Annotated in this window: 18 protein-coding genes and 1 pseudogene; 6 read left to right on the top strand and 13 right to left on the bottom strand. The window is 59.8% G+C overall.

Going from position 1 to position 21,896, the window contains the following annotated elements; translation table 11 throughout:
- Positions 1–14: 14 nt before the first annotated feature.
- Both ACSQ26_RS02905 and ACSQ26_RS02900 read left to right on the top strand, forming a co-directional pair.
- The gene (locus ACSQ26_RS02905; RefSeq protein ID WP_436006100.1) at positions 15–986 is read left to right on the top strand and encodes an ABC transporter substrate-binding protein; all 972 of its coding nucleotides are present in this window, start codon (positions 15–17) and stop codon (positions 984–986) included.
- A 250-nt stretch (positions 987–1,236) separates the two neighbouring features.
- Complete coding sequence (locus ACSQ26_RS02900; protein ID WP_436006098.1) at positions 1,237–1,722, top strand: hypothetical protein; 486 nt, start codon at positions 1,237–1,239, stop codon at positions 1,720–1,722.
- A 247-nt stretch (positions 1,723–1,969) separates the two neighbouring features.
- On the opposite strand, the gene ACSQ26_RS02895 is transcribed toward ACSQ26_RS02900, so the two are convergent.
- From ACSQ26_RS02895 to ACSQ26_RS02870, 6 genes are all read right to left on the bottom strand, one after another.
- Positions 1,970–3,094, bottom strand: a complete 1,125-nt coding sequence (locus tag ACSQ26_RS02895; protein WP_436006096.1) for a branched-chain amino acid ABC transporter substrate-binding protein — start codon at positions 3,092–3,094, stop codon at positions 1,970–1,972.
- Between the two features lie 114 nt (positions 3,095–3,208).
- Complete coding sequence (locus ACSQ26_RS02890; protein ID WP_436015074.1) at positions 3,209–3,562, bottom strand: DUF6867 family protein; 354 nt, start codon at positions 3,560–3,562, stop codon at positions 3,209–3,211.
- Positions 3,563–3,633: 71 nt separating this feature from the next.
- Complete coding sequence (locus ACSQ26_RS02885; protein WP_436006094.1) at positions 3,634–4,359, bottom strand: ABC transporter ATP-binding protein; 726 nt, start codon at positions 4,357–4,359, stop codon at positions 3,634–3,636.
- Positions 4,359–5,201, bottom strand: coding sequence for an ABC transporter ATP-binding protein (locus ACSQ26_RS02880; RefSeq protein WP_436006092.1), 843 nt, complete (start codon positions 5,199–5,201; stop codon positions 4,359–4,361). Before ACSQ26_RS02880 ends, ACSQ26_RS02885 begins: the two co-directional genes overlap by 1 nt.
- A gap of 13 nt (positions 5,202–5,214) precedes the next feature.
- Complete coding sequence (livM, locus tag ACSQ26_RS02875; protein ID WP_436006090.1) at positions 5,215–6,606, bottom strand: high-affinity branched-chain amino acid ABC transporter permease LivM; 1,392 nt, start codon at positions 6,604–6,606, stop codon at positions 5,215–5,217.
- 4 nt (positions 6,607–6,610) lie between these two features.
- The gene (locus ACSQ26_RS02870; RefSeq protein ID WP_436006088.1) at positions 6,611–7,513 is read right to left on the bottom strand and encodes a branched-chain amino acid ABC transporter permease; all 903 of its coding nucleotides are present in this window, start codon (positions 7,511–7,513) and stop codon (positions 6,611–6,613) included.
- 591 nt (positions 7,514–8,104) lie between these two features.
- Here ACSQ26_RS02870 and cysD point away from each other — a divergent pair.
- The 3 genes from cysD to cysQ are packed head-to-tail and all read left to right on the top strand — an operon-like array spanning position 8,105 to position 11,680.
- A complete protein-coding gene (gene cysD, locus ACSQ26_RS02865) occupies positions 8,105–9,004 on the top strand; it encodes a sulfate adenylyltransferase subunit CysD (RefSeq protein ID WP_258158020.1) in 900 nt (299 codons plus the stop codon).
- Positions 9,004–10,896: a sulfate adenylyltransferase subunit CysN gene (cysN, locus tag ACSQ26_RS02860; protein WP_436006086.1), complete on the top strand. Its 1,893-nt coding sequence runs from the start codon at positions 9,004–9,006 to the stop codon at positions 10,894–10,896. The genes cysD and cysN overlap by 1 nt, the downstream gene beginning before the upstream one ends.
- A 4-nt stretch (positions 10,897–10,900) precedes the next feature.
- Complete coding sequence (cysQ, locus tag ACSQ26_RS02855; protein ID WP_436015072.1) at positions 10,901–11,680, top strand: 3'(2'),5'-bisphosphate nucleotidase CysQ; 780 nt, start codon at positions 10,901–10,903, stop codon at positions 11,678–11,680.
- Between the two features lie 149 nt (positions 11,681–11,829).
- Here cysQ and ACSQ26_RS02850 read toward each other — a convergent pair whose 3' ends face one another.
- The 7 genes and pseudogenes from ACSQ26_RS02850 to ACSQ26_RS02820 all read right to left on the bottom strand — a co-directional run bounded on the left by ACSQ26_RS02850 (position 11,830) and on the right by ACSQ26_RS02820 (position 20,785).
- A complete protein-coding gene (locus ACSQ26_RS02850; protein ID WP_436006084.1) occupies positions 11,830–13,539 on the bottom strand; it encodes a calcium-binding protein in 1,710 nt (569 codons plus the stop codon).
- Positions 13,540–13,773: 234 nt separating this feature from the next.
- Positions 13,774–13,960: pseudogene (locus tag ACSQ26_RS02845) on the bottom strand (IS3 family transposase); the annotation flags it as partial.
- Between the two features lie 126 nt (positions 13,961–14,086).
- The gene (locus ACSQ26_RS02840; RefSeq protein ID WP_436006082.1) at positions 14,087–15,523 is read right to left on the bottom strand and encodes a capsular polysaccharide export protein, LipB/KpsS family; all 1,437 of its coding nucleotides are present in this window, start codon (positions 15,521–15,523) and stop codon (positions 14,087–14,089) included.
- Positions 15,524–15,807: 284 nt separating this feature from the next.
- Positions 15,808–17,838 carry a capsular polysaccharide biosynthesis protein gene (locus ACSQ26_RS02835; protein WP_436006080.1) on the bottom strand — a complete coding sequence of 677 codons (2,031 nt, stop codon included), beginning with the start codon at positions 17,836–17,838 and terminating at the stop codon, positions 15,808–15,810.
- Between the two features lie 47 nt (positions 17,839–17,885).
- Positions 17,886–19,064, bottom strand: coding sequence for a polysaccharide biosynthesis/export family protein (locus ACSQ26_RS02830; protein ID WP_436006078.1), 1,179 nt, complete (start codon positions 19,062–19,064; stop codon positions 17,886–17,888).
- Between the two features lie 328 nt (positions 19,065–19,392).
- Complete coding sequence (locus ACSQ26_RS02825) at positions 19,393–19,575, bottom strand: hypothetical protein (protein WP_436006076.1); 183 nt, start codon at positions 19,573–19,575, stop codon at positions 19,393–19,395.
- 334 nt (positions 19,576–19,909) lie between these two features.
- Entirely contained in the window at positions 19,910–20,785 is an 876-nt protein-coding gene (locus ACSQ26_RS02820; protein WP_436006074.1) for a uracil-DNA glycosylase, read from the bottom strand.
- 116 nt (positions 20,786–20,901) lie between these two features.
- On the opposite strand from ACSQ26_RS02820, the gene galE reads away from it, so the two are divergent.
- Positions 20,902–21,894 (top strand): UDP-glucose 4-epimerase GalE, encoded by a 993-nt coding sequence (galE, locus tag ACSQ26_RS02815; protein ID WP_436006072.1) that lies wholly within the window; start codon positions 20,902–20,904, stop codon positions 21,892–21,894.
- Positions 21,895–21,896 lie beyond the last annotated feature (2 nt).

The raw sequence follows: 21,896 nt of genomic DNA, 5'->3' as shown, positions 1-21,896 counted from the left end.
CAGGGGAATAAAAAATGAGGAAAACAATGAAAGTCACTCTCGCTCTGGCCATGTCGCTGATGGCTGGTTCGGCGCTCGCCGCCGACAAGGTCGTGCTGCAGCTGAAATGGGTCGCACAGGCGCAGTTCGCCGGCTACTTCGTCGCCAAGGACAAGGGGCTTTACGAGAAGGCCGGCCTCGATGTCGAGATCAAGCCGGGTGGCCCGGATATCGCGCCCGAGCAGGTCATCGCCGGCGGTGGCGCCGATGTGATCGTCGACTGGGCCGGTGGCGCGCTCGCCGCCCGCGAAAAGGGCGTCGGCCTCGTCAACATCGCCCAGCCTTTCAAGAAGGCCGGCATGGAACTCGTCTGCCCCAAGGATGGCCCGGTCAAGACCGAAGCCGATTTCAAGGGCAAGACGCTCGGCGTCTGGTTCTTCGGCAACGAATATCCCTTCTACGCCTGGATGAACAAGCTCGGCCTCAAGACCGAAGGCGGCGCCGATGGCGTAACCGTCCTCAAGCAGTCCTTCGACGTTCAGCCGCTGATCCAGAAGCAGGCCGACTGCATCTCGGTCATGACCTATAACGAATACTGGCAGCTGATCGACGCCGGCTACAAGGCCGAAGACCTCGTCGTCTTCAACTATTCGGCCATGGGCAACGACCTGATGGAAGACGGCCTCTACGCCATGGAAGACAAGCTCAAGGACGCGGCCTTCAAGGAAAAGATGGTCAAGTTCGTCAAGGCTTCGATGGAAGGCTGGAAATACGCTATCGACAATCCCGATGAGGCAGCCGCGATCGTCATGGACAATGGCGGCCAGGACGAGAACCACCAGAAGCGCATGATGGGCGAAGTCGCCAAGCTGATCGGCGAGCCCGACGGCAAGCTCGACATCGCGCTTTATGAACGGACGGAGAAGGCGCTGCTCGACCAGAAGATCATCGCCAAGAAGCCGGAAGGCGCCTACACGACCGAAATCACCGACGCGGCGAGCAAGTAAGCTTCGGGATTAGTCGGATAAAGGAGGCGGGTCGCGAGGCCCGCCTTTCTTTTGCACCGAAAATGCTTGGCATGCCTGCCGTCTGGTCGCAGCATCGCGAACGAGAGCGTTAACTTTAGATAGCTCATGAATGCACTATATAGTTGCGCAGGGCAGCTGAGCCCGTATATTCAATTCCATGTCCAAAACCAGTGTTCGAAACGCCCCAGTCGCCGCCCTGATCTACGAATTCCTTTACGACGTCTACGTAATGATAGAAGTGGATCGATCATTTTTAAGTTGGCTTGCGAACGAAGAGACGACACCACTCGGAGTGTTTGATCACAGATTCACGAGCAAGTGGGAATGGAGCGCCAGCATCCTCAAGGAGGTCGGGGCGATTACTCCCATTGAGCCCCCTCGCTTGGCGGCACAAGAGATCGATACGCAGCGTCGGATTGTTCAAACCCCATTTTACACGCCGGCCATGACGTTGGAAGCATGTCAAGCGACCGATTTTTCGGCCTTTGAGAGCTTCGATAACTATTGCTACGCGATGTTCACTTTCGATCAGCACGTGGATCATGATAATCAACTCAGGTTCATATCTCCCCGATTTTCCAATGCAGTCGCTGCCAGGGACGATATTTTCGAAATCGACGAATTTTCTCGCGTGACTTACAACAGCGGCCGTTTCAATGAAAAGGTAATGTCCCGTTGGGAGGAAATGCAAATTCGGGCATTTAAGGCTGCTTGATTGCCTTGGCGGCCAAGGTCAATGAGGCTGCACATTGGTTATGCTCGGATCGATTTGCCAGCGGGGCAAGGCAACTTCTGGCGCAATGTGCTTTCGCAGACATAACACAAGTATCCCAAGCGGTATTGGGCATCATAGTCATGGTGCGAGCATGACAGCGCTTACTGCTGAGGGATAATATTCTAGCCAACACAAAAAAAGCCCGGCGCTTGCGCACCGAGCTCCATTTCATCTATTCAAATTCGGCTTACTTCAGGCCGATTTCGAAATAGTTGTACTTGCCGTCTTCGCCCTTCTTCCACTCATACATGGTGTAGTCGGGACGGGTGATGTCGCCCTTGGTGTCGAAGCCGATGTCGCCGATAACGGTCTTGAACGGACCCTTGGCCTTGGCAGCTTCAGCAACCTTCATCGGATCGATGTCGCCAGCAGCCTTGGCGGCTTCGGCAATGATCTGAACGGCAGCGTAGGAGTAGAGCGTGTAGGCTTCCGGCTCGAAGCCCGCGTCGCGGAACTTCTTGACGGCGTCTGCAGCGTTCGGGTTGTTACGCGGATCCGGCGGGAAGGTCATCAGCGTGCCGTTGACGGCGTCGCCGGCGATCGAAGCCAGTTCGTTGGAGGTGATGCCGTCGCCGGACATCAGGGTAGCCTTGAGGCCCTGGTCGGCCATCTGGCGCATGATGAGACCAGCTTCGGTGTGCAGGCCGCCGAAATAGACGACCGAGACGCCTGCGTCCTTCATCTTGGCGATGAGAGCCGAGTAGTCCTTTTCACCCGGGGTGATGCCTTCATAGATGACTTCGGTGATGCCGAGGCCGTTCATTGCCTTCTTGGTTTCGTCGGCAAGGCCCTGACCATACGGGGTCTTGTCGTGAACGACGGCTACTTTGGCGTCCTTGAACTTGTCGGCGATGTACTGACCGGCAACAGCGCCCTGCTGGTCGTCACGGCCGCAGGTACGGAACGTGTTCCACAGGCCGCGCTCGGTGAAGTTCGGGTTGGTCGAAGCCGGTGTGATCTGGAAGATGCCGTTTTCGGCGTAGACTTCCGAAGCCGGGATCGAAACGCCCGAGTTGAAGTGGCCGACCACGAACTTCACGCCGTCACCGACGAACTTGTTGGCGACCGAGATACCCTGCTTCGGGTCGGAGACGTCGTCGCCGAGCACGATCTTGACCTGCTCGCCATTGATGCCGCCAGCGGCATTGAGGTCTGCGGCGGCCTGTTCGGCACCCTTCTGGAGCTGAGCGCCGAAAGCGGCGTTCGGGCCAGTCAACGGACCCGCGACGCCGATCAGAATGTCGGCCCAGGCGGAACCGCCAAACGCAACCATGGCGGTAAGAGCCACGGCTGAGAGAAGCATCTTCTTCATTTTTTAACTCCCAAATTGAGGCGGGCTTGTTCCCTTTCCTCCCCTGGTCCGCCCGCCTGTTGGACCAGGGAGTATTCCCCTTGCGCCTATCTGTTCATAGGCGATGGAAACTTGTCAAACACTCTTTTTCTTCCATGAGAAGGGACCCGCCTTCTCATAAAGCCAGTAGTACTTCGTCGACATCTGCTTGGCGCGCGTATAGCGGAAGCCAAGTAGTGCGAAGACCATCAGTATGACGGTGTCGATTATATAGTATTGTAGCGAGAACATCGTGCCGTTGAACAGCGCATGATGGATGAAGCGGATACCGATGCCGAGCAGCAGGACGTAGATCACGACATGCGGGACGATTTCGCCCCAGCCGTCGGCCACGCTCTTGCCGGTCCGCCACGCCGTCCAGCCCCCGATCAGGATGGAGATCATGACGAAGGCCCCGAAACTTGGCTCCTCATGCAGAATTCCCTGCAACATTTCAAAGCTCCTTCGCGCGGAAATCTATTCCTTTGCGCCTCAAGCGCAAGCGGTTCCGCGAAATAATCTTAATGGTGGGCGCCTTCGAGATAGGCGGCGCGCACTTCCGGATTGGCGAGCAGTTCCTGGCCGGTTCCGCTCATCGTCACCAACCCGTTGACCATCACGTAGCCACGGTGCGCGAGGCGAAGTGCCGCGAATGCGTTCTGCTCGACGAGGAAGACGGTCAGCCCCTCGGTCTTGTTGAGCCTGCCGATCGCCTCGAAGATCTGCTTGGAAATCAGCGGCGCGAGACCCAGCGACGGCTCGTCCAGCATCAGCAGCTTGGGACGCGCCATCAGCGCGCGGCCGATCGACAGCATCTGCTGTTCGCCGCCCGAAAGTGTGCCGCCGCGCTGCGCCTGGCGTTCCTTCAGACGGGGAAAGAGCGTGAAGATCTTTTCCACGTCCTCGTCGAAATGCTTCTGGTTGTCGAGAGACGCGCCCATCTGCAGGTTTTCGTGTACCGTCATGCGCGGGAAGATGCGACGTCCCTCCGGCGACTGCGCGATCCGGAGCCGGGCAATCTCGTGGGTCGGCATGCGGGTGATGTCGCGGCCCTGGAAGGTTACGCTCCCCGTGCGCGCCTGCGGGCTGCCGCAGATCGTCATCATCAGCGTCGATTTGCCGGCGCCATTGGCGCCGATCAGGCAAACGATCTCGCCTTCGTTGACGTCGACATCGACGCCGCCGAGTGCGCGGATATTGCCGTAAAAGGCTTCGACACCCTGTACCTTGAGGAGAGGCTGGGACATCAGATATTGCCTTCCACGATCTTGAGTGCTTCTTGTTCGTCGTCGACGCCGAGATAGGCGGCGATGACCTTGGGATCGTTCTTCACGTGGTCCGGGTTGCCATCGGAAATCTTCTGGCCGTATTCGAGCACCACGATATGGTCGGAGATTTCCATGACCACCGACATGTCGTGCTCAATGAGCAGGATGGATGTACCTGTCTCCTGGCGGATCGCGCGAAGCAGGGTGTTCAGAACCTGGGATTCGCGCGGGTTGAGGCCGGCGGCGGGCTCATCGAGGCAGAGCATCTTCGGCCCCGTGCACATGGCACGCGCGATCTCAAGCCGGCGCTGGGCGCCATAGGGCAGGTCACCGGCCGGATCGTCTGCGCGGTCGATAAGATCGGCCTTTTCGAGCCAGAAGCGCGCGGTCTCGATCGCCTCGCGGCTTTCCTTGTAATAGGTGCCGATGCCGAGCAGGCCGAGAACCGTGAAGCCCGAAGCCTTCATCAGCTTGTTGTGCTGCGCGACGAGCAGATTTTCGAGCACCGTCATGCCGGAGAACAACCGGATGTTCTGGAACGTGCGCGCCACCTTGGCATGCGCCGTGATCTTGAAATCCGGCATCTGTTCGAGCTGGAAGATCTTGCCCTCGTTCTCGAAGCGGATCATGCCCATCGTCGGCTTGTAAAAGCCGGTGATGCAATTGAAGACCGTGGTCTTGCCGGCGCCGTTCGGGCCGATCAGCGCCGTGATGTCACCTTCATAGGCCTCGAAGGTCAGATCGTTGATCGCCATCAGGCCGCCGAACTTCATCGACAGGTGCTCCACCTGGAGCATGGGTTTCTTGTTCATTGTCGTCATTGTCCCTTGCCCGTCAGCCATGGCCTTCCTTGGTGAAACTGCCCGACACGTTCTTGCGTGCGAACAGGAACGCCGTCGGTTCTCGGCTGCCCACGAAGCCGCGGGGCTTCCAGACCATGATGATGACCATGGCAGCGCCGAAGATCAGCATGCGGTAGAGTTCCGGGGTGAAATTCTGGCCGAATATCTGCTTGAGGAACGACATCTCGCGCAACAGTTCGGTGCCGCCGATCATCGCGATCGCTGCGACCGCGATACCGACCAGCGAACCCATGCCGCCGAGAACCACGATGGCGAGGATGATCGCCGATTCCAGGAAGACGAAGGATTCGGGCGACACGAAGCCCTGGCGCGCCGCGAAGAAGGAGCCCGCGAAGCCACCAAACATCGCGCCGATCGCGAAGGCCGTCAGCTTGGTGTTGGTCGTATTGATGCCGAGCGAGCGGCACGCGATCTCATCCTCGCGCAACGCTTCCCAGGCGCGCCCAACAGGCATGCGGCGCAACCGGATCGTCACGAAGGCCGTCAGCAGGCAGAGCAGCAGGATCACATAGAACAGGAAGATCTTGTAGTATGCCGAGGACATCGGCAGATCCCACATTTTGGCGAAGTTGTTCGGCGCACCCACGTCGAAGCTCCAGATACCGAAGATCGACGCCTTGGCAACGCCGGAAATACCGGCCGCGCCACGGGTCACCTCTCGCCAGTTGACCAGCACGAGACGAATGATTTCACCGAACGCAAGCGTCACGATCGCGAGGTAGTCGCCCTTGAGCCGCAGCACGGGGAAGCCGAGGATGACGCCCCAGAAGGCCGACAGGATGCCGGCGAGCGGCAGCAGGATCCAGAAGGAGAAGCCGAAATGAAGTGACAGCAGCGAGTAGGAATAGGCGCCCACCGCGTAGAAGGCGACGTAACCCAGGTCCAGCAAGCCGGCAAGTCCGACGACGATGTTGAGACCCCAGGCCAGCATCACGTAGATCAGGATCTGGATGCCGAAATTATCGACGTACTTCAATGAGCCCTGGACGCCCGCGAGCCAAACGCAGAGTATAGGATATAGGAACAGCACCACGATCATTAGCGCGGTAAAGTATTTCTTGAAGAAGCCGGGCTCGGAAACGACTTGCGGTCCGGCAGCTTTCGCCGCCTTCTGCCGCTCGAAATACGGCCGGATCGTCGTGATCATCAGGAAGCGGACGACCATCACCGCCACGACGACAAGCGCCAGCTTCAGCCAGTGCGGAACGATGATCAGCTCGTTGCGGATGTTCTGCGTGGTTTCGAGGCCGATGAAGAAGAAGAAGAGGCCGAAGGCGATGACGCCGGCGAAAATCGATTCGCGGATGGCGTAGGCGGTCAGGTTGGAATTGGCCGCCCGGTCGGGGTTCACATTGTTCTGCATTGGATTAGACCTTTTCGACTTCGGGGCGTCCGAGGATGCCTGAAGGCTTGAAGATGAGCGCGATCGCCAGGATCGAGAAGGTCGCGACATCCTTGTAGTCGATGCTGAAATAGGCCGACCACAGCGCCTCGATCAGGCCGATCAGCAACCCACCGAGCACTGCGCCCGGCAGCGAGCCGATACCGCCCATGACGGCTGCGGTGAACGCCTTGACGCCCGGCACGAAACCGTCGGTGAACGAAATGACGCCATAGTACATCATGTACATCGTGCCGGCGACGGCGGCCAGTGCCGCACCCATGACGAAGGTGATGGAAATCGTCCGGTCGACATTGACGCCGAGCAGTGCCGCCATCTTGCGATCCTGCTCCGTCGCCCTTTGCGCGCGTCCCAGTGAGGTGTGGTTGACCAGATACCAGAAGCCGGTCAGCAGCACGGCGGTGATCAGGACGATGATGATCTGCTTGAGCGAAATCGAGATCCCGCCGACGTCATAGACCGAGGTGACCATGCCGGGAATCGACTTGTTGCGCGGCCCTTGCGTGACCTGCACGAAGTTCGAAAGCAGGATCGACATGCCGATCGCGGTGATCAGCGGTGCGAGCCGGAACGAACCGCGCAGCGGCCGGTAGGCCATTCGCTCGATTGTCCAGTTCCACAGGCTGGTGACCGCCATCGCGACGACCATCATGATCAGCAGCGCGAGCGCCACCGGAAAGCCCGCAATCGCCGCAGTGAGCAGCAAGTACACAACCAGCGCCGTGAAGCCGCCCAGCATGAAGATATCGCCATGGGCAAAATTGACCATGCCGATAATGCCGTAGACCATTGTGTAACCGATTGCGATCAGGCCATAAATCGAGCCAAGCGTCAGCCCATTGACGAGCTGCTGGATAAAATACTCCATCCGTTTTCCCCTGCGCGCAGTTTTTCCCGTTCTGCGCCTATTCTTCTTGAAGCAACTGTTACTCGTCGCCTTGTCGTGTTGGGGATTCCATAACGCTTTCATCAAAAATGTGAAGCTAAATTTTAAGCAATCCCGAAAAACTTTCGCCGAACGGTTAAAAGCGGCACTTTTTCCCTCACATTGCGCTAAAATTCGCCAAATCATGCCGCGAAACTAGACAGATTGAGATCATTTTTCCGAAAACCGCGATCCGGACCCATTCCGGTTATTCTGAATTTCAACCTCATGAAACAACTTTTCCCGGCAGGACATAATGCGCAGCCGCCCCGTCGCTCGCGGATTTTCGCACCCACGAGTCCCTTAAAGAGGCGCGCTGATGCTGGGAAATATTTTCCTGCCGGATGATTGAAATCGCTTCGCTCAAACGTTTCGGCAAAGTTGCCGAAGCCTCACGGAATGTTTCAACACGAACAAGATTTCACACCCTCAAAACGCCGCATATCCAGCAAAGAGGTTGCCTTGGCGGGACAAAGACACTAAACGCACACCAAATTTCATGCCTGAGCCTACAAAGCGGAGCATATCCCAATCATGTCGTTGACACATCTTCAGCGTCTCGAAGCTGAATCGATTCACATTTTCCGCGAAGTGGCGGCGAGCTTCTCCAACCCGGTCATGCTCTATTCGATCGGCAAGGATTCGTCGGTCATGCTTCACTTGGCGATGAAGGCCTTCTACCCCGCCAAGCCCCCCTTCCCTTTCCTGCATGTCGATACGACCTGGAAATTCAAGGAGATGACCAAGTTCCGCGACGACATGGCAAAGAAGCTCGGCATCGATCTTCTCGTCCATGTCAATCCGGACGGCATCGCCCAGGGCATCGGCCCGTTCACCCACGGATCGAACACCCACACCCATGTGATGAAGACGCTCGGCCTGCGCCAGGCGCTGGAAAAATACGGCTTCGACGCAGCTTTCGGCGGCGCCCGCCGCGACGAGGAAAAGAGCCGCGCCAAGGAGCGAATCTTCTCCTTCCGCAATGCTCAGCACACATGGGACCCGAAGAACCAGCGTCCCGAGATGTGGAAAACTTATAATACCCGCGTCGGCCAGGGCGAATCCATCCGCGTCTTCCCGCTGTCGAACTGGACCGAACTCGACATCTGGCAGTACATCATGAAGGAAGACATCCCGATCGTGCCGCTCTATTTCGCGGCCAAGCGCCCGGTTGTCGAGCGCGACGGAATGCTGATCATGGTCGATGACGAGCGCATGCCGATCGGCCCCGAGGATACGATCGAGAACAAGCTCGTGCGTTTCCGCACGCTCGGCTGTTACCCGCTGACTGGCGCGATCGAATCCGATGCCGCCAACCTCCAGGACATCGTGCGCGAAATGCTGACGGCGCGCACCTCCGAACGCCAGGGCCGCCTGATCGACAAGGACGAGGCCGGGTCGATGGAGAAGAAGAAGCGCGAGGGTTATTTCTGATGAACGTGACAGTTCCGGCCGACGTTACCGGCGATATGATCGAATATCTCCGCGAGCAGGAAAAGAAGTCCCTGCTGCGCTTCCTGACCTGTGGCTCGGTGGACGACGGCAAGTCGACACTGATCGGTCGCCTGCTCTACGACACCAAGCTGATCTTCGAGGATCAGCTCGCGACGCTGGAGCGCGACAGCATCAAGCACGGCACCGATGGCGAGAACATCGATTTCGCACTGCTGGTCGATGGCCTCGAGGCCGAGCGCGAACAGGGCATCACCATCGATGTCGCCTACCGCTTCTTCGCCACCTCCAAGCGCAAGTTCATTGTCGCCGACACACCCGGCCATGAGCAATATACCCGCAACATGGCAACCGGCGCCTCGACCGCTGATCTCGCCGTCGTGCTGGTCGACTCCCGCCAGGGCATCCTGCGCCAGACGCGCCGCCATTCCTATATCGCCTCGCTCCTCGGCATCCGCCACATCGTGCTGGCGGTCAACAAGATCGACCTGATGGACCATTCCCAGGAGGTCTTCGACACGATCGTTGCCGACTATATGGAATTCGCCAAGGATCTCGGCTTCGCCACCATCCAGCCGATCCCGATGTCGGCCCGCTTCGGCGACAATGTCACCATGGCCTCCCCGAAAATGCCCTGGTATAGCGGCCCGACCCTGCTCGGCCATCTCGAAACCATTCCGATCGAGAACGACTATGCCGGCCGTGCCTTCCGCTTCCCGGTCCAGTATGTCGTCCGCCCGAACCTCGATTTCCGCGGCTTCGCGGGCCAGATCGCTTCGGGTTCGATCAAGGCGGGCGACAGGATCACCGTCGCGAAATCCGGCCAGCAGTCCAGGGTCAAGGATATCGTCACGCCGGACGGCAACCTGAAAAGCGCCTCCGAGGGCCAGGCCGTCACCATCGTTCTCGAGGACCAGATCGATATTTCGCGCGGCGACATGCTGGTCGATCCGGAAAACCGCCCCCACGTGGCCGACCAGTTCCAGGCGCACGTGATCTGGTTCGATGCACAGCCGATGATTCCCGGCCGCAGCTATATCCTGCGCACCGAGGTCGACAGCGTCAGCGCCACGATCACGACGCTCAAGCACCACATCAACATCAACACGTTCTCGCATGAGGCCGCCAAGCACCTCAACATGAACGAGGTCGGCGAGTGCAACATCTCCACGCAGTCGCCGATCGCATTCGATTCATACAAATCGAACCGCGTCACCGGCAACTTCGTGCTGATCGACCGCTTCACCAACGCCACCGTCGGCGCCGGTATGATCGATCATCCGCTGCGCCGAGCATCCAACGTCCATTGGCAGGCGATGGAGGTCAACAAGACCGCGCGCGCCGAACTCAAGCACCAGCAGCCGACCGTGCTCTGGTTCACCGGCTATTCCGGCTCGGGCAAATCGACCATCGCCAACACTCTGGAAAAGCTGCTGCACGCCCAGGGCAAACACACCTTCATGCTCGATGGCGACAATGTCCGCCACGGCCTGAATCGCGACCTCGGCTTCACCGACGACGACCGCGTGGAAAACATCCGCCGCGTCTCGGAAGTCGCCAAGCTGATGACCGATGCCGGCCTGATCGTCATCGTCTCCTTCATCTCGCCGTTCCGTTCGGAGCGCCGGATGGCGCGCGACCTGTTCCCCGAAGGCGATTTCGTCGAGGTGTTTGTCGATACCCCGCTCGAAGAGTGCATCAAGCGCGATCCGAAGGGCCTCTACAAGAAGGCGCAGGCAGGCGAGATCGAGAACTTCACCGGCATCAGTTCCGGCTACGAAGCGCCGGAGAACGCCGAAGTGCATCTGCACACGCTCGGCCATGATCCCGAGGCTCTCGCGATCATGATCGAAACCTACCTCAAGAAGCGGTGAGATGATGCTCAAGATTCTCGAAGACGTGGCGATCTCCGCCGGCAAGGCCATTCTCGAAGTCTATCACGCCGGCCCCAATGTAACGCTGAAGCAGGATGCCTCGCCGGTGACGGAAGCCGACGAGCGCGCCGAGGCGATCATCCTCGCGGGCCTCGCCAAGGCCTTTCCGGATATCCCTGTTATTGCCGAGGAATCCGTCGCCGCCGGCCGCATCCCGAGTGTCGAAGGCGGACGCTTCTTCCTCGTCGATCCGCTCGATGGCACCAAGGAGTTCATCAACAAGCGCGACGATTTCACGGTCAACATCGCGCTCATCGAGAATGGCACGCCGGTCGCCGGCATCGTCTATGCACCCGCCAAGGGCGTCGCCTGGGCTGGCGAAAAGGACAACGTCGAGAAGCTGCTGGTCGATGAGAATTTCGCGGTCACATCGCGCACCAGGATCGGCTGCCGCATGCCGTCCTCGGATCTGACCGCCGTCGCCAGCCGCTCGCACAATTCGCCCGAGACCGAGGCCTTCCTCACCGAGAAGGGCATCAAGTCCACCAAATCCGTCGGCTCGTCGCTGAAATTCTGCCTCGTGGCGGAAGGCGACGCGGACGTCTACCCCCGCTTCGGCCGCACCATGGAATGGGACACGGCAGCTGGCGATGCCGTCCTCCGCGCCGCCGGCGGCATGACCGTCGATCTCGACGGCAAGCCCTTCCGCTACGGCAAGACCAAGCAGGCCACCGACAGCGATTTCGCCAACGGGCATTTCATTGCGTGGGGTCGGCGCGGCTGACGTCGCCGGAGCAGTCGCTCCATCCGCCGCTACTGCTTCCGGGAATTGCCGATAAGCAGCGGGTTCGTCAGTCCCGGCGGGAAGATCCGCAAGCGTCCGGGCGTCGTTCGGCTGACGGCCGGGCGTTGAGTTGGAACAGCGTGCCGCGCTTACAGGATAAAATCCCCCGCCGACATGCTGGCGAGTTTAGTATCCTCCAAGCGGATTGCAAAATCGGCGTCGCGACCGCCTCGCGTGTTGACTTCCACCAGCACGTCCGGCCCGGCGATGTCGTTGATGCGTACCTGTCCGGCTCCCGTGAAAGCACCGTTGTGGCGATAAACCAGTACACCGCCAAAGACGGCTGAAAGGTCGATCTTGTCGTTGCCACCGGAATCATCGAAGTCGGTGATGATGTCGGGATTGCCAACCGACGAATCCGCCCGGGCGTCGAAGATGAAGGTGTCGTTGTTTTCCTTGCCTGCCATGATGTCCCTGCCGCGACCGCCATTGAGTTGGTCGGCGCCGCGCGCGCCGAACAGGAAGTCTTTGCCGTCTTGTCCAAATAGGACGTCATTGTCCGGACCTCCAATCAATCGGTCGTTGCCGGCTCCGCCCGACAGACGATCGGCGCCCAACCCGCCGATCAGGCGATCATCCCCCCCTTGTCCAATCAGTGTGTCGTCTCCGCCGTTACCGTCTACCGTCGCACCATCGATGCGCGACGTGATCGTCTCGCTGCCGTCATCGCCGTTTATGACATTGTCGCGTGGGTCCAGCATCACCTGCGAGATCTCGCCCGTCGTGTTGTTGAACGTCACCAGAATGCGGCCGTCGTCCGTAAGGCCGAGTTCGTGATCCGTGATGGCGCTGCCAGTGGCGATCGTAAACGTTGTTCCGATGACGGTGCCGGTCGCGCTGAAGCGCTGGCCGCGCAACTCGCCTAAAGTGTCATCGTCCCAGGCGACGAAGAAGCCGCCATCCTTGAGTGCGACGAGCTCGGGCTCGTTTTCGGCGTTCGCGCTCCCCTGCACGAGTAAAGCCGGCGTCACCACCCCGCCGGCGTCGCTGCGAATCTCGGCGCGTATGTCTCCATTGTTCGCAGCATCCTGCCAGACGACGACGAACCCGCCGCCTGCGAGCGCCGCAGCATGGGGGTCGGTGCCTGCATTGGCCACCTGGACGTTGGTGACAACCGCTCCGGTGGTCGTGGTGATAAAGCCCTCTATTCCGACACCGCTATCAGTTTCCTCGTAGACGGTGAGGAAGTTGCCGCTCGACAGGACGATAGTGTCTGGGTTCGCATCGACGTCCGCGCTATTCTGTGCGGCTGTCAGCGCGGAACCTACGACATTCGATGCGCCGTTGACGATCTTGGCGAACACGTTGGTGTTGCCAGCTGAAAGCACTTGATAGCTCACCACGAAATCGCCGTTGGCGAATACTGCAATCGACGGATTGGAGTTGACCACGCCGCCGATGCTTCCCGAGACGATCGTCCCACTAGTTATCGGTGTTCCGCTCGCGTCAAAGCGCTGAAAGCGGATGGCGGCGTCGCCACCGGTCCCCGTACCGTTGTCCTCATAGACAACGACGAAGCCGCCATCGGGTAGCGCGGCGATCGCAGGGTCGTTCTCGTTATCCAGGAAATTGGCTAAATTGAGCTGAAAGGCGCCCCCCACGGCATTGCCTTGGGCATCGTAAATCTGGCCGATGATATCGGTCCCCGCATCGTCGTCGATATTATTTGTGTCGTCGACCCAGATTGTGAGGAATCGGTTATCGATAAGGCCGATCGTGACGGGGGAAAACTGTGCCCCCGCGATGTTGCCGGCATTTGCGGTGAATTCTGCCTGCCATACGGTTGGCGTCGTCGTCATGATGACCTCCACGTGGCTTCCTGATCTCATCGGTGCTATGCACACTATGCGACAGTCCAGAGACTAGGCATCCGCTTTACAGGGTCGCCATCACCACAACTGTGTGCGGAGAAGCAACGTCTGCCTGCCATTTATTCTAACATAAAAAATGTGAAGGCACTGCCCGTCATCGAATGATTTGAGACTTTTGGGTCTTTGGAGGATTGGAGTTTCCGGCTCTGTTCACGGGTTGATTTAAGCAGCTTTGGCGTTGTGGTTCAAGCGGCTCTGTCGAAGGGTCTCGTTTGATCCTCTCGCGTTCGAGCCGGATGGTCTGGCCGCGCCCGAAGTAGACGTCGGCCGGGGTGAGATTGTCGAGGCTCTCGTGATATCGGCGGTGGCTGTAATGCTCGATGAAGGCCGCGATCTGCGCTTCAAGATCCTCCTGGAAGAATTAGTTTTCCAAGAGCCGTCGGAAAAGTCTGCGAACTCTTCACGCGACGGGATTGCAGGAACTACTTCGGGCAAACCTCATGTGTCGCAGATTAATCGCCCGATGCTCTGGATCTCACTCCGCCGCGTCGGGCTTTTCCTGATCGAACACGCCGCCGACGATTTCTGCCGATGTTTCGCTGAGCATCATCGCCTTGTCGGCGAGAACCTGCTCGATCTTGACCTTGAGTGTTGCGACCGCGGCCTCCATGCCGTCCTTGGCGTAGAAATCGCCGCCGGCGAGGCATTGGTGGTGGATCCAGCTCAGGTAGCGGTGCCGCATCTTCTCCGGGGCCACGAAGGCCTCGGACCAGAAGCGGTCCATGTCGATGCCGCGCTCGACGCAGAAGGCGAGGTCCGGATGGCGATAGAGCGCCTGGCCGAGAACCGCGAGCGGCACGCCATGGTGGATCGCGGAGAGACCCGAGGTCGAATTGATGGTGATCATGCCGGCGGAATGGCGCGTCAGCAGGCTGAGCGAGCCGCCGTCGAGCACATGTACACGATCCTTGACGTCGTTCAGCGCGCTGACCTGGCGGATGAAGTGCCAGTCGCGGGTATGGCCACGCTCCATCGGATGGATCTTGAACACCAGCTGATGATCGGACGGCGCATTGCGCGCGAAGGAAACGATGGTCTTGAGAATGAGCTTCTGGTTGTTCCAGGCGTTCGCGGCGCGACCGAGCTGGGTATCGTCATGCACCTGCAGCGGCACGATATAAAAGCGCTTATCGTGATGTTCGAGCAGGCGCTCCGAGATGTGATAGTTGCGGCCGACATGGGAGAACTTGCGATAGTAGTTCTTGACCCAGTAGAAGCCCTCGGACAGCAGCGTCCGCTTCTGCTTGTGGAACAGCTTGCGCTCGCCGGGCGTGGAGATCATCGCGCGAACGGTGAAATACTGCAGCGCGGCCCAGGCCATGGCGCTGAAGGAGCCCGATGTGGTGACCGGCTTCGGCCCTTCCCGGCGCGGCGATGTGAATTCAGGTGGCGGCAGCTGGCCCGCGATCGGCGAACGCCAATTGTTTCCGCCGATCTCCATCGTCACAAAACCTGGACGAATATAGCCCTCTTCGAGGCAGATGACGGGAATGCCCATCTGCTCGGCGCATTCGACGGCCACGCGATGCACGATGCGTTCGGAGCCGAACAGCACCACGGCATCAAAACCGTTCTCGCGCAGGATTTCATTGAACCAGGTGCGCCAGGTATCGACATTGCCCGAGAAGTCGAGCGTCTTCTGGCCGCGCGAAAAAAGCCGGTCGCCGGCATTGAAGCTGATGCGCCAGGCATCGAAGCCATTGGCGTTCATATGCTCCTGCGCGCGGCGGAAAAAGCTGCCGACCGGACCCTGCAGCAGCACGACGCGCGGGCAATCCTTGTTCGGAAAACGGTGACGCACCCGGCGCATGAACGGAAAGCTGATCAGCCCGGCCGAATTCCCGTTACCGGGCTTCGCCTTCTTGCGGGCTTTGTCGCCGTTGCGGCCGTTTGAATCAATGGGTGCGTTCATGTTTAAGTTGCTTCAATCATCATGAGGTCGGCAAACCACCTGGGAATGCTCATTACACATATCGGCGGTCACTTTTCAACCGGCGGAGCCGAACCCTCTGCGGCACTGATGCTGCAATATCACACAGGTACCGTGCAGGCCCCAACGTATCGGCACTCTGTTACATGATATTGAATAAAATGCGACCGATTGGAGTTCTGCTAATCTATTGGCAAACATGGTTAATCCGCGCCAGCGCACGGCGATGAACTTAGACGCGGGGCAACCGTCGCCGCCAGCGAAGGTTAGCCGCGACCATCACGTATTCTGACGGCTGAACGATTAATTGATTGCGAAATCCACAGCATCAGCCGCGCGGGCAGCGAGGCCTTCACCTTTCGCTTCAGGGCAATCTCGTCGACCAGTTCCTCCGGCGTGCAGGGCATGGCACTCAGGGGGTGGACATAGAAGGGATAGAGAATCAGCGCCGCCGCCGCCAGCATCTCGATCGTGATCGCCCGCGATCGTCGCGGCACCGGCATCCGGTCGTCGGTGAGGCCCCAGCCGGCATAGAAGGGAATGCCGTGCACGCCGACCGGCTTGTTGCGGATCAGCGCCTCGAAGCCGGCAAGCGAGGTCATGGTTTCCAGCCTGTCGCACCAGGCGATCCAGTGCTTGATGTCACCCTCGCGCACGATGATATCGGCCTGATCAGGAATCTCGCCGCCCGAGCGCAGCCCGGATGTGACATCCGGATGTTCCTTGTAGGCGAGGTAAGCATCGGGATAGAGCCTGCGCACCGCAGCTACCAGCCCGCGATTGGTTTTCACATCGGGCGAACCGAACTTGATCGACGCATCCTTCTCGACCTGGCCCGGCACCAGTATCTTCAGCCGGCCCTCGGCGACATCGGGAAAACGCACATCGGTGCCGACATTGTATTTGGAAACGCCCTTTTCCACGATCGAGGCGACCAGCCGCGCCGCCCGGTCAGTGAGCTCCTGCGGGAACGGATGGCCGGCGATGATATGCTCCAGCCGGCTTTCCCCGCGCGCGTCGTAATAGACGTGATCCCCATCCATGGCCAATGACGACGGCAGCGCAAGATTGGCACCCAGCCCCCGCGACCGGATGAAGCCATCCTCGAACCTGAGCGCCGCGACATCCCGGGGAAACGGCTTGCTCGAACCCCAGAGCGCCACCTGCCCGTTGTTTTCTCGGGCAAGATGCACGGCCTCGCGCAGCCTGCGGCAATGGACCGCCCCGCCCTCAGGCCCGACGACGAACGGATCGAGCGCCCGCTTCTTCCAGGGCGACAATCCACCGGTATAGACGCGCCTGGCGATCTGCCCGCGCTGGTCGCGCACGGTCAGTATCTGGTCCAGCGCATGTTCGATCTCGACCGGCCGACGGTCGTGGAGGTCGAGATAGTGCGAATAGTCGATATAGGCGGCATGGAAAATCTGTTCGAGCGTCGCCGGATTTCGCAGCGCCGGCGCCCTGCAATGGTCCTCGGTCAGCCCCCGGTGGGAATAGTAGGTGACGCCGAACATGTGCACGGTCTTCCGCGCCATCAGCGCTTCGAAGCCAAGCTGGCTCGACACGGTGTAGACAGCCTCGGCACCCTCCAGCAGTGGCCAGGGATTCATGCGGCCGGGGATCGTGACTTCGATGCCAAGCGCGCGCGCAACATTCAGAATCGGACTGCGGTCGCCTGCGGCCGGATGCGTGCGCGCCGCCAGTATGGCATCCGGATATTGCGCCCGGGCATGCTCGACCATGGCAGCGAAGCTCGATTCGTCCGCGAGCGCCCCTGATATCGACGCATCGCCCGCCACCTGATCGACAAGCAGCACATACGGTCTGCCCGAGGGAAGCCCGCTCTCGGACAGTTCTTTCAATGGCGAATTGTTGTATTTGGAAATCCGGTTCCGCCGGATGAAATCCATCGCCGTTTGCGCCCGCGTCGCGGCCTCAGGCGTGATCGGCCTGTCGATCAAGGCCGCGAGATCGCTCGCGCTCGTGGCATCGAAATAGATGCCGCCGTGATCGACGATATAGGAATGTGCCGGCTCGATCTTTCCCGGCGCGTAGCTCTTCAGAAAGCCGTCCTCCAGAATGACCGCCGGCTTGCTGAAGCGCCGCGCGAGCCGCCGCGCCCTTATGCCGGATGCACGACCGCCCCAGCCGACGAATCCATCGACCGCAAAGGGCAGCACTGCCGGAAAGAACCGGATCGTGGCGTCGAGAACGGTGGCAATGTCGATCCGCTGCGCCCAGAGCCCAGGCGACGTCACCGCATAGACCGGCTTGTTGCCGGATCGCGAAGCACTCATCGTGAACGACCCTGGTTCGGACCAGAAAGCTGCTTCAAGGAAACATGCTAATTAGACGCGTTGTTGATCAACTGCACATCCCTGGCGACGGCCAGCGGCCCGCGGATAATCTGGACGAACTTGATGAAATCGGTCGCCGGATGCCGCGAGAGATATAGCACGTCCTTGTTGCGAACCGGGAAGTTCTGCGTCACGAGAAAGGACTGCGGGTCGGTCATGTCGATCTTGTAGACGATCGGATAGCGGCCTTCCCTGTCAGGGACCATGCCCTGCTGTATCAGATCGCGGAAGCGGTTGTCCCCGACGACCTGACGATAGACGACTTCATATTCATAACGGAAGACGAAATAGCCCTTCGGGTCGGCCAGGTCGGCACGGGCGCCGCCGGAAAGAGCGGCCGCCTCGACCAGCGTCAGCGTGCTCGTCTCGAACGGAATCTTGCCGTTCTTGAGAACGTTGCCGAGCGCCGTGAAGGTCTGCGGATCGTAGGTCAGGAAGATCTTGTCGTCCGGGCGGATCATGATGTCTTCTTTCGGACGATCGATCACGCTCTGGAGTAGGACGGTGGAAGACTTCCTGCCGCGCGTCAGCGTGACATAAGTATCGTATGATGCCTTGGTCGGGCCGCCGGCTGCAGCAATCACGCTGGTCAGCGGCTGCGGCGACAGGCCCAGCACGACCATTTCAGGCCGGTTCACGGCGCCTTGCACCGACACCATGCGCGAATAATTCTTGCTGATGTTGACGACGACATCCGGCTCGACGGCCTTGGCCTTGAGCGCCTGGGCAATCTCCTGCCGGGCGCCTTCGAGCGTCTTGCCGGCGAACATGATCGAACCCGCATAGGGGATCTGGCCATGGCCGTTCGGCTGGACAACGACTGGAATCGTAGTGGATTTGCGTTCGACGGTCGAGAACAGCCCGTCCGGACCAGCTTCGAAAATAAGAACACTGAGCTCGTCGCCGACACCGATCACGGGTGTACCGGGCGCGCTGCCGAAACCAAACGTGCTCACCAGCGATGGCTGCCCGAGCGTTGTGACCGAATTGGCAACGCGCTGATCGACATTGATGACATCGAACACCACATTGGTCTGCTCGATCGTCGTCGTCTTTTCGGCACCGGACTCGACGACCTTCGAGCTGAGCGGGCCGTTATTGGGCACGCATCCCGCCAGCAGCGCCAGCGAGGCAGCCGCGAGAGCCAAGGTTGCTCTATTCTTCAATCCCGCCGCCCGTTTCCCGATCACTGCCGTTTGACGCATGTCACCAATATTCCCTCCGGCGATGCTCTTGAGCATCAGCCCCATTTCCGGCAGGCAATGACAGCCCGAACGGCTCTCCTGTCGGAGAAACCCATCCAGACCGCTTACCTGTGCGAGCGGTTTCCCACCCATGTCCGAATTTGCAACATTTCTCTTGCACATTCGTTAAGCCAAAGGAAGTCGCTCGCGGCAATTATCCATTCCCGCGACGCTTCTTATAGCGGGAAATGGCAGAGGTGCTGCAAAAAAATCGCATTGCAGCACCTTACAAATTCTTACAGACCGTCGCTTATCTTGAATAGCCTTGTACAAACAGGCCGTCCGGACGACGCCGGTTTTCGTATCCCAGCGCGGTGAGCTGTTCGTTGGCCGGAAAGGCCTTACGGTTGAAGTGGGCTTCGCGGCCGGGTCTGTCGCGGCGGAGCCTCAGGGTTTCGTAGCCCGAATGAACGGGGCGATGAATTTCACGCATGGCGTTGGTCCTTGAATAAAAGTCCTCCCAAGCCGAGTCATATATTGCGATGCAACGCGAATTTTTGCAACGCAGCAAAGGCTGAACTGCCATGCATCCTGCGCATGGATGTTGACCCATTTGTGGTCGACACAGAGATTTCAGGAAAATCGAGATAATAAATTTTATCGTTAAAAATCAGCACTATGTGGCACGCATTCTCCGACACATTTCCGTCACAGTTATGAATTTTTGGTAGGAATGACGGCGTTTTTGTGGTTTTCCGCACCTGCCCTGTCCGGCGGCATATGTTTGCAAATGCGCCAACGTGATTAAAATGCCACAGGCCAAGGCACTAACCTCGCTGCGGCGGCGCGTCCATCTCGGCGCGAAACCGCAAAATATCCTGCCATGCCAGCCCTTTGCATGTCGGCGCGGTGATCATCTCCTGCGGATGAAAGGTCGCCAAACCGGGCACATCAGCGATGTCGAACCATTTGCCCCTGAGCGAATGGATACTGCCCTTGGCCGCCTTGGAAAGCACCCGCACCGGAAGATTGCCAAGCACGAGCACAGCCTGCGGCCGAACAAGTTCGAGCAGCCGCATGCCGAACGGCAGGCAGATCTCGACCTCCCGCACGGTCGGCGCACGATCGCCGGGCGTTCTCCACGGAATGAGGTTGAAGGACAGCACGCTGGCCGAATCGAGCCCGATGCCGGCCAGCATGCGCGACAACATGACGCCAGCGGGGCCGGAGAACGGAGCACCCTCGCGGTCGTCATCGGCGCTGGGCACGCCTCCAATGACGGCGATGCGAGCAGAGAGGTCTCCCCCCGCAAACACCGTATTGCGCGCGCTGTTGCGAAGATTGCAGCCGCCAAAGCCATTGACGGCTTCGATAAGCGCTTCCGGCGACTCTGCAGCCGCAGCCAGCCTTACCGCCGCTTCGACCGCTTCCGCATCTGGAATCGCCACGGCGGGTGGCGCAGCAGGTCGCGCCTCGGCCCGCTCCGGCCTGCGGCTCGGCCGTTCCGCGGAGGCCTGCTGCGGCTGTTCCAGCGCGGCGGGAGCGGTGCGAGCCTCTTTCTTCGCGCTGCTGAGAGCCACGAATTCGGCAAACCGGTCGATCGGCTCGTCCTCGCCAAGCCAGCCGACACCCGCCTCGGCATAGAAATGCATGAGGGCGGCGAGTTCGTCCGGCAGAAGCTGATCGGCAGGGATTTGGTCCATGCGGGTCAGGATAGCGGCTCCCGGCTGGAATGGAAACGTCCGTTTGCCGACATTTACTAAATGGCGTTTCCAAGTTAGACCGGCCCCACCTTTTCGGCAGATCCAGGGAGTTTTCGATGGCAGTATTGGTGACGGGCGGCGCGGGCTATATCGGCAGCCACATGGTCTGGGCGCTGCTGGATGCAGGGCAGGATGTCGTTGTCATCGACCGGCTTTCGACCGGTTTCCGTTGGGCCATCGCGCCCGAGGCGCGCTTCTACGAAGGCGACATCGCCGACGAGACGCTGCACGAAAAGGTCTTCACCGAGAACAATATCGACGCCATCATCCATTTCGCCGGCTCGATCATCGTGCCGGAATCGGTGGCCAATCCGCTGATGTATTACGAAAACAACACGGTCAAATCCCGTGCGCTGATCGCCGCGGCCGTGAAATACAAGGTGCCGCATTTCGTCTTCTCCTCGACCGCCGCCGTCTATGGCACGCCCCGGGGCACCGAGCCGGTCACCGAGAGCGAGCCGCTCAATCCCGAATCGCCGTATGGCTCATCGAAACTGATGACCGAGATCATGCTGCGCGATACGGCGCTTGCCCACGATTTCACCTATACGGCGCTGCGTTACTTCAACGTCGCCGGCGCCGACCCGCGCAGCCGCACGGGCCAGTCCACCGTCGGCGCGACGCATCTGATCAAGGTCGCCGGCGAAGCCGCACTCGGCAAACGCGGCCATATCGATGTCTTCGGCACCGACTACCCTACACCCGACGGCACCTGCATTCGCGACTACATCCATGTCAGCGACCTCGCGAATGCCCATCTCAAGGCGCTCGAGCGCATGCGTGCCGGCGGCGGCTCGCTGGTCGCCAATTGCGGCTATGGAACCGGCTTCTCGGTGCTCGAAGTGCTGGAAACCGTCAAGAAGGTCCACGGCAAGCCCTTCGAAGTCAGGCTCGCCGGCCGCCGGCCGGGCGATGCCGTCATGATCGTTGCCAATCCGTCGGTCGCCAAGCGCGAACTGAACTGGCAGCCGCAATACGACAACCTCGAATTCATCATCGAGACGGCTCTGGCCTGGGAAGATCACCTCGGCAAGCGCAACGACCGGTGAGG

Source organism: Rhizobium sp. LjRoot254, assembly GCF_964254105.1.
Classification (GTDB): Bacteria; Pseudomonadota; Alphaproteobacteria; order Rhizobiales; family Rhizobiaceae; genus Rhizobium_E.
The sequence above is the reverse complement of the archived record's forward strand: the minus strand, read 5'-3'. Positions and strand labels throughout refer to the sequence as shown.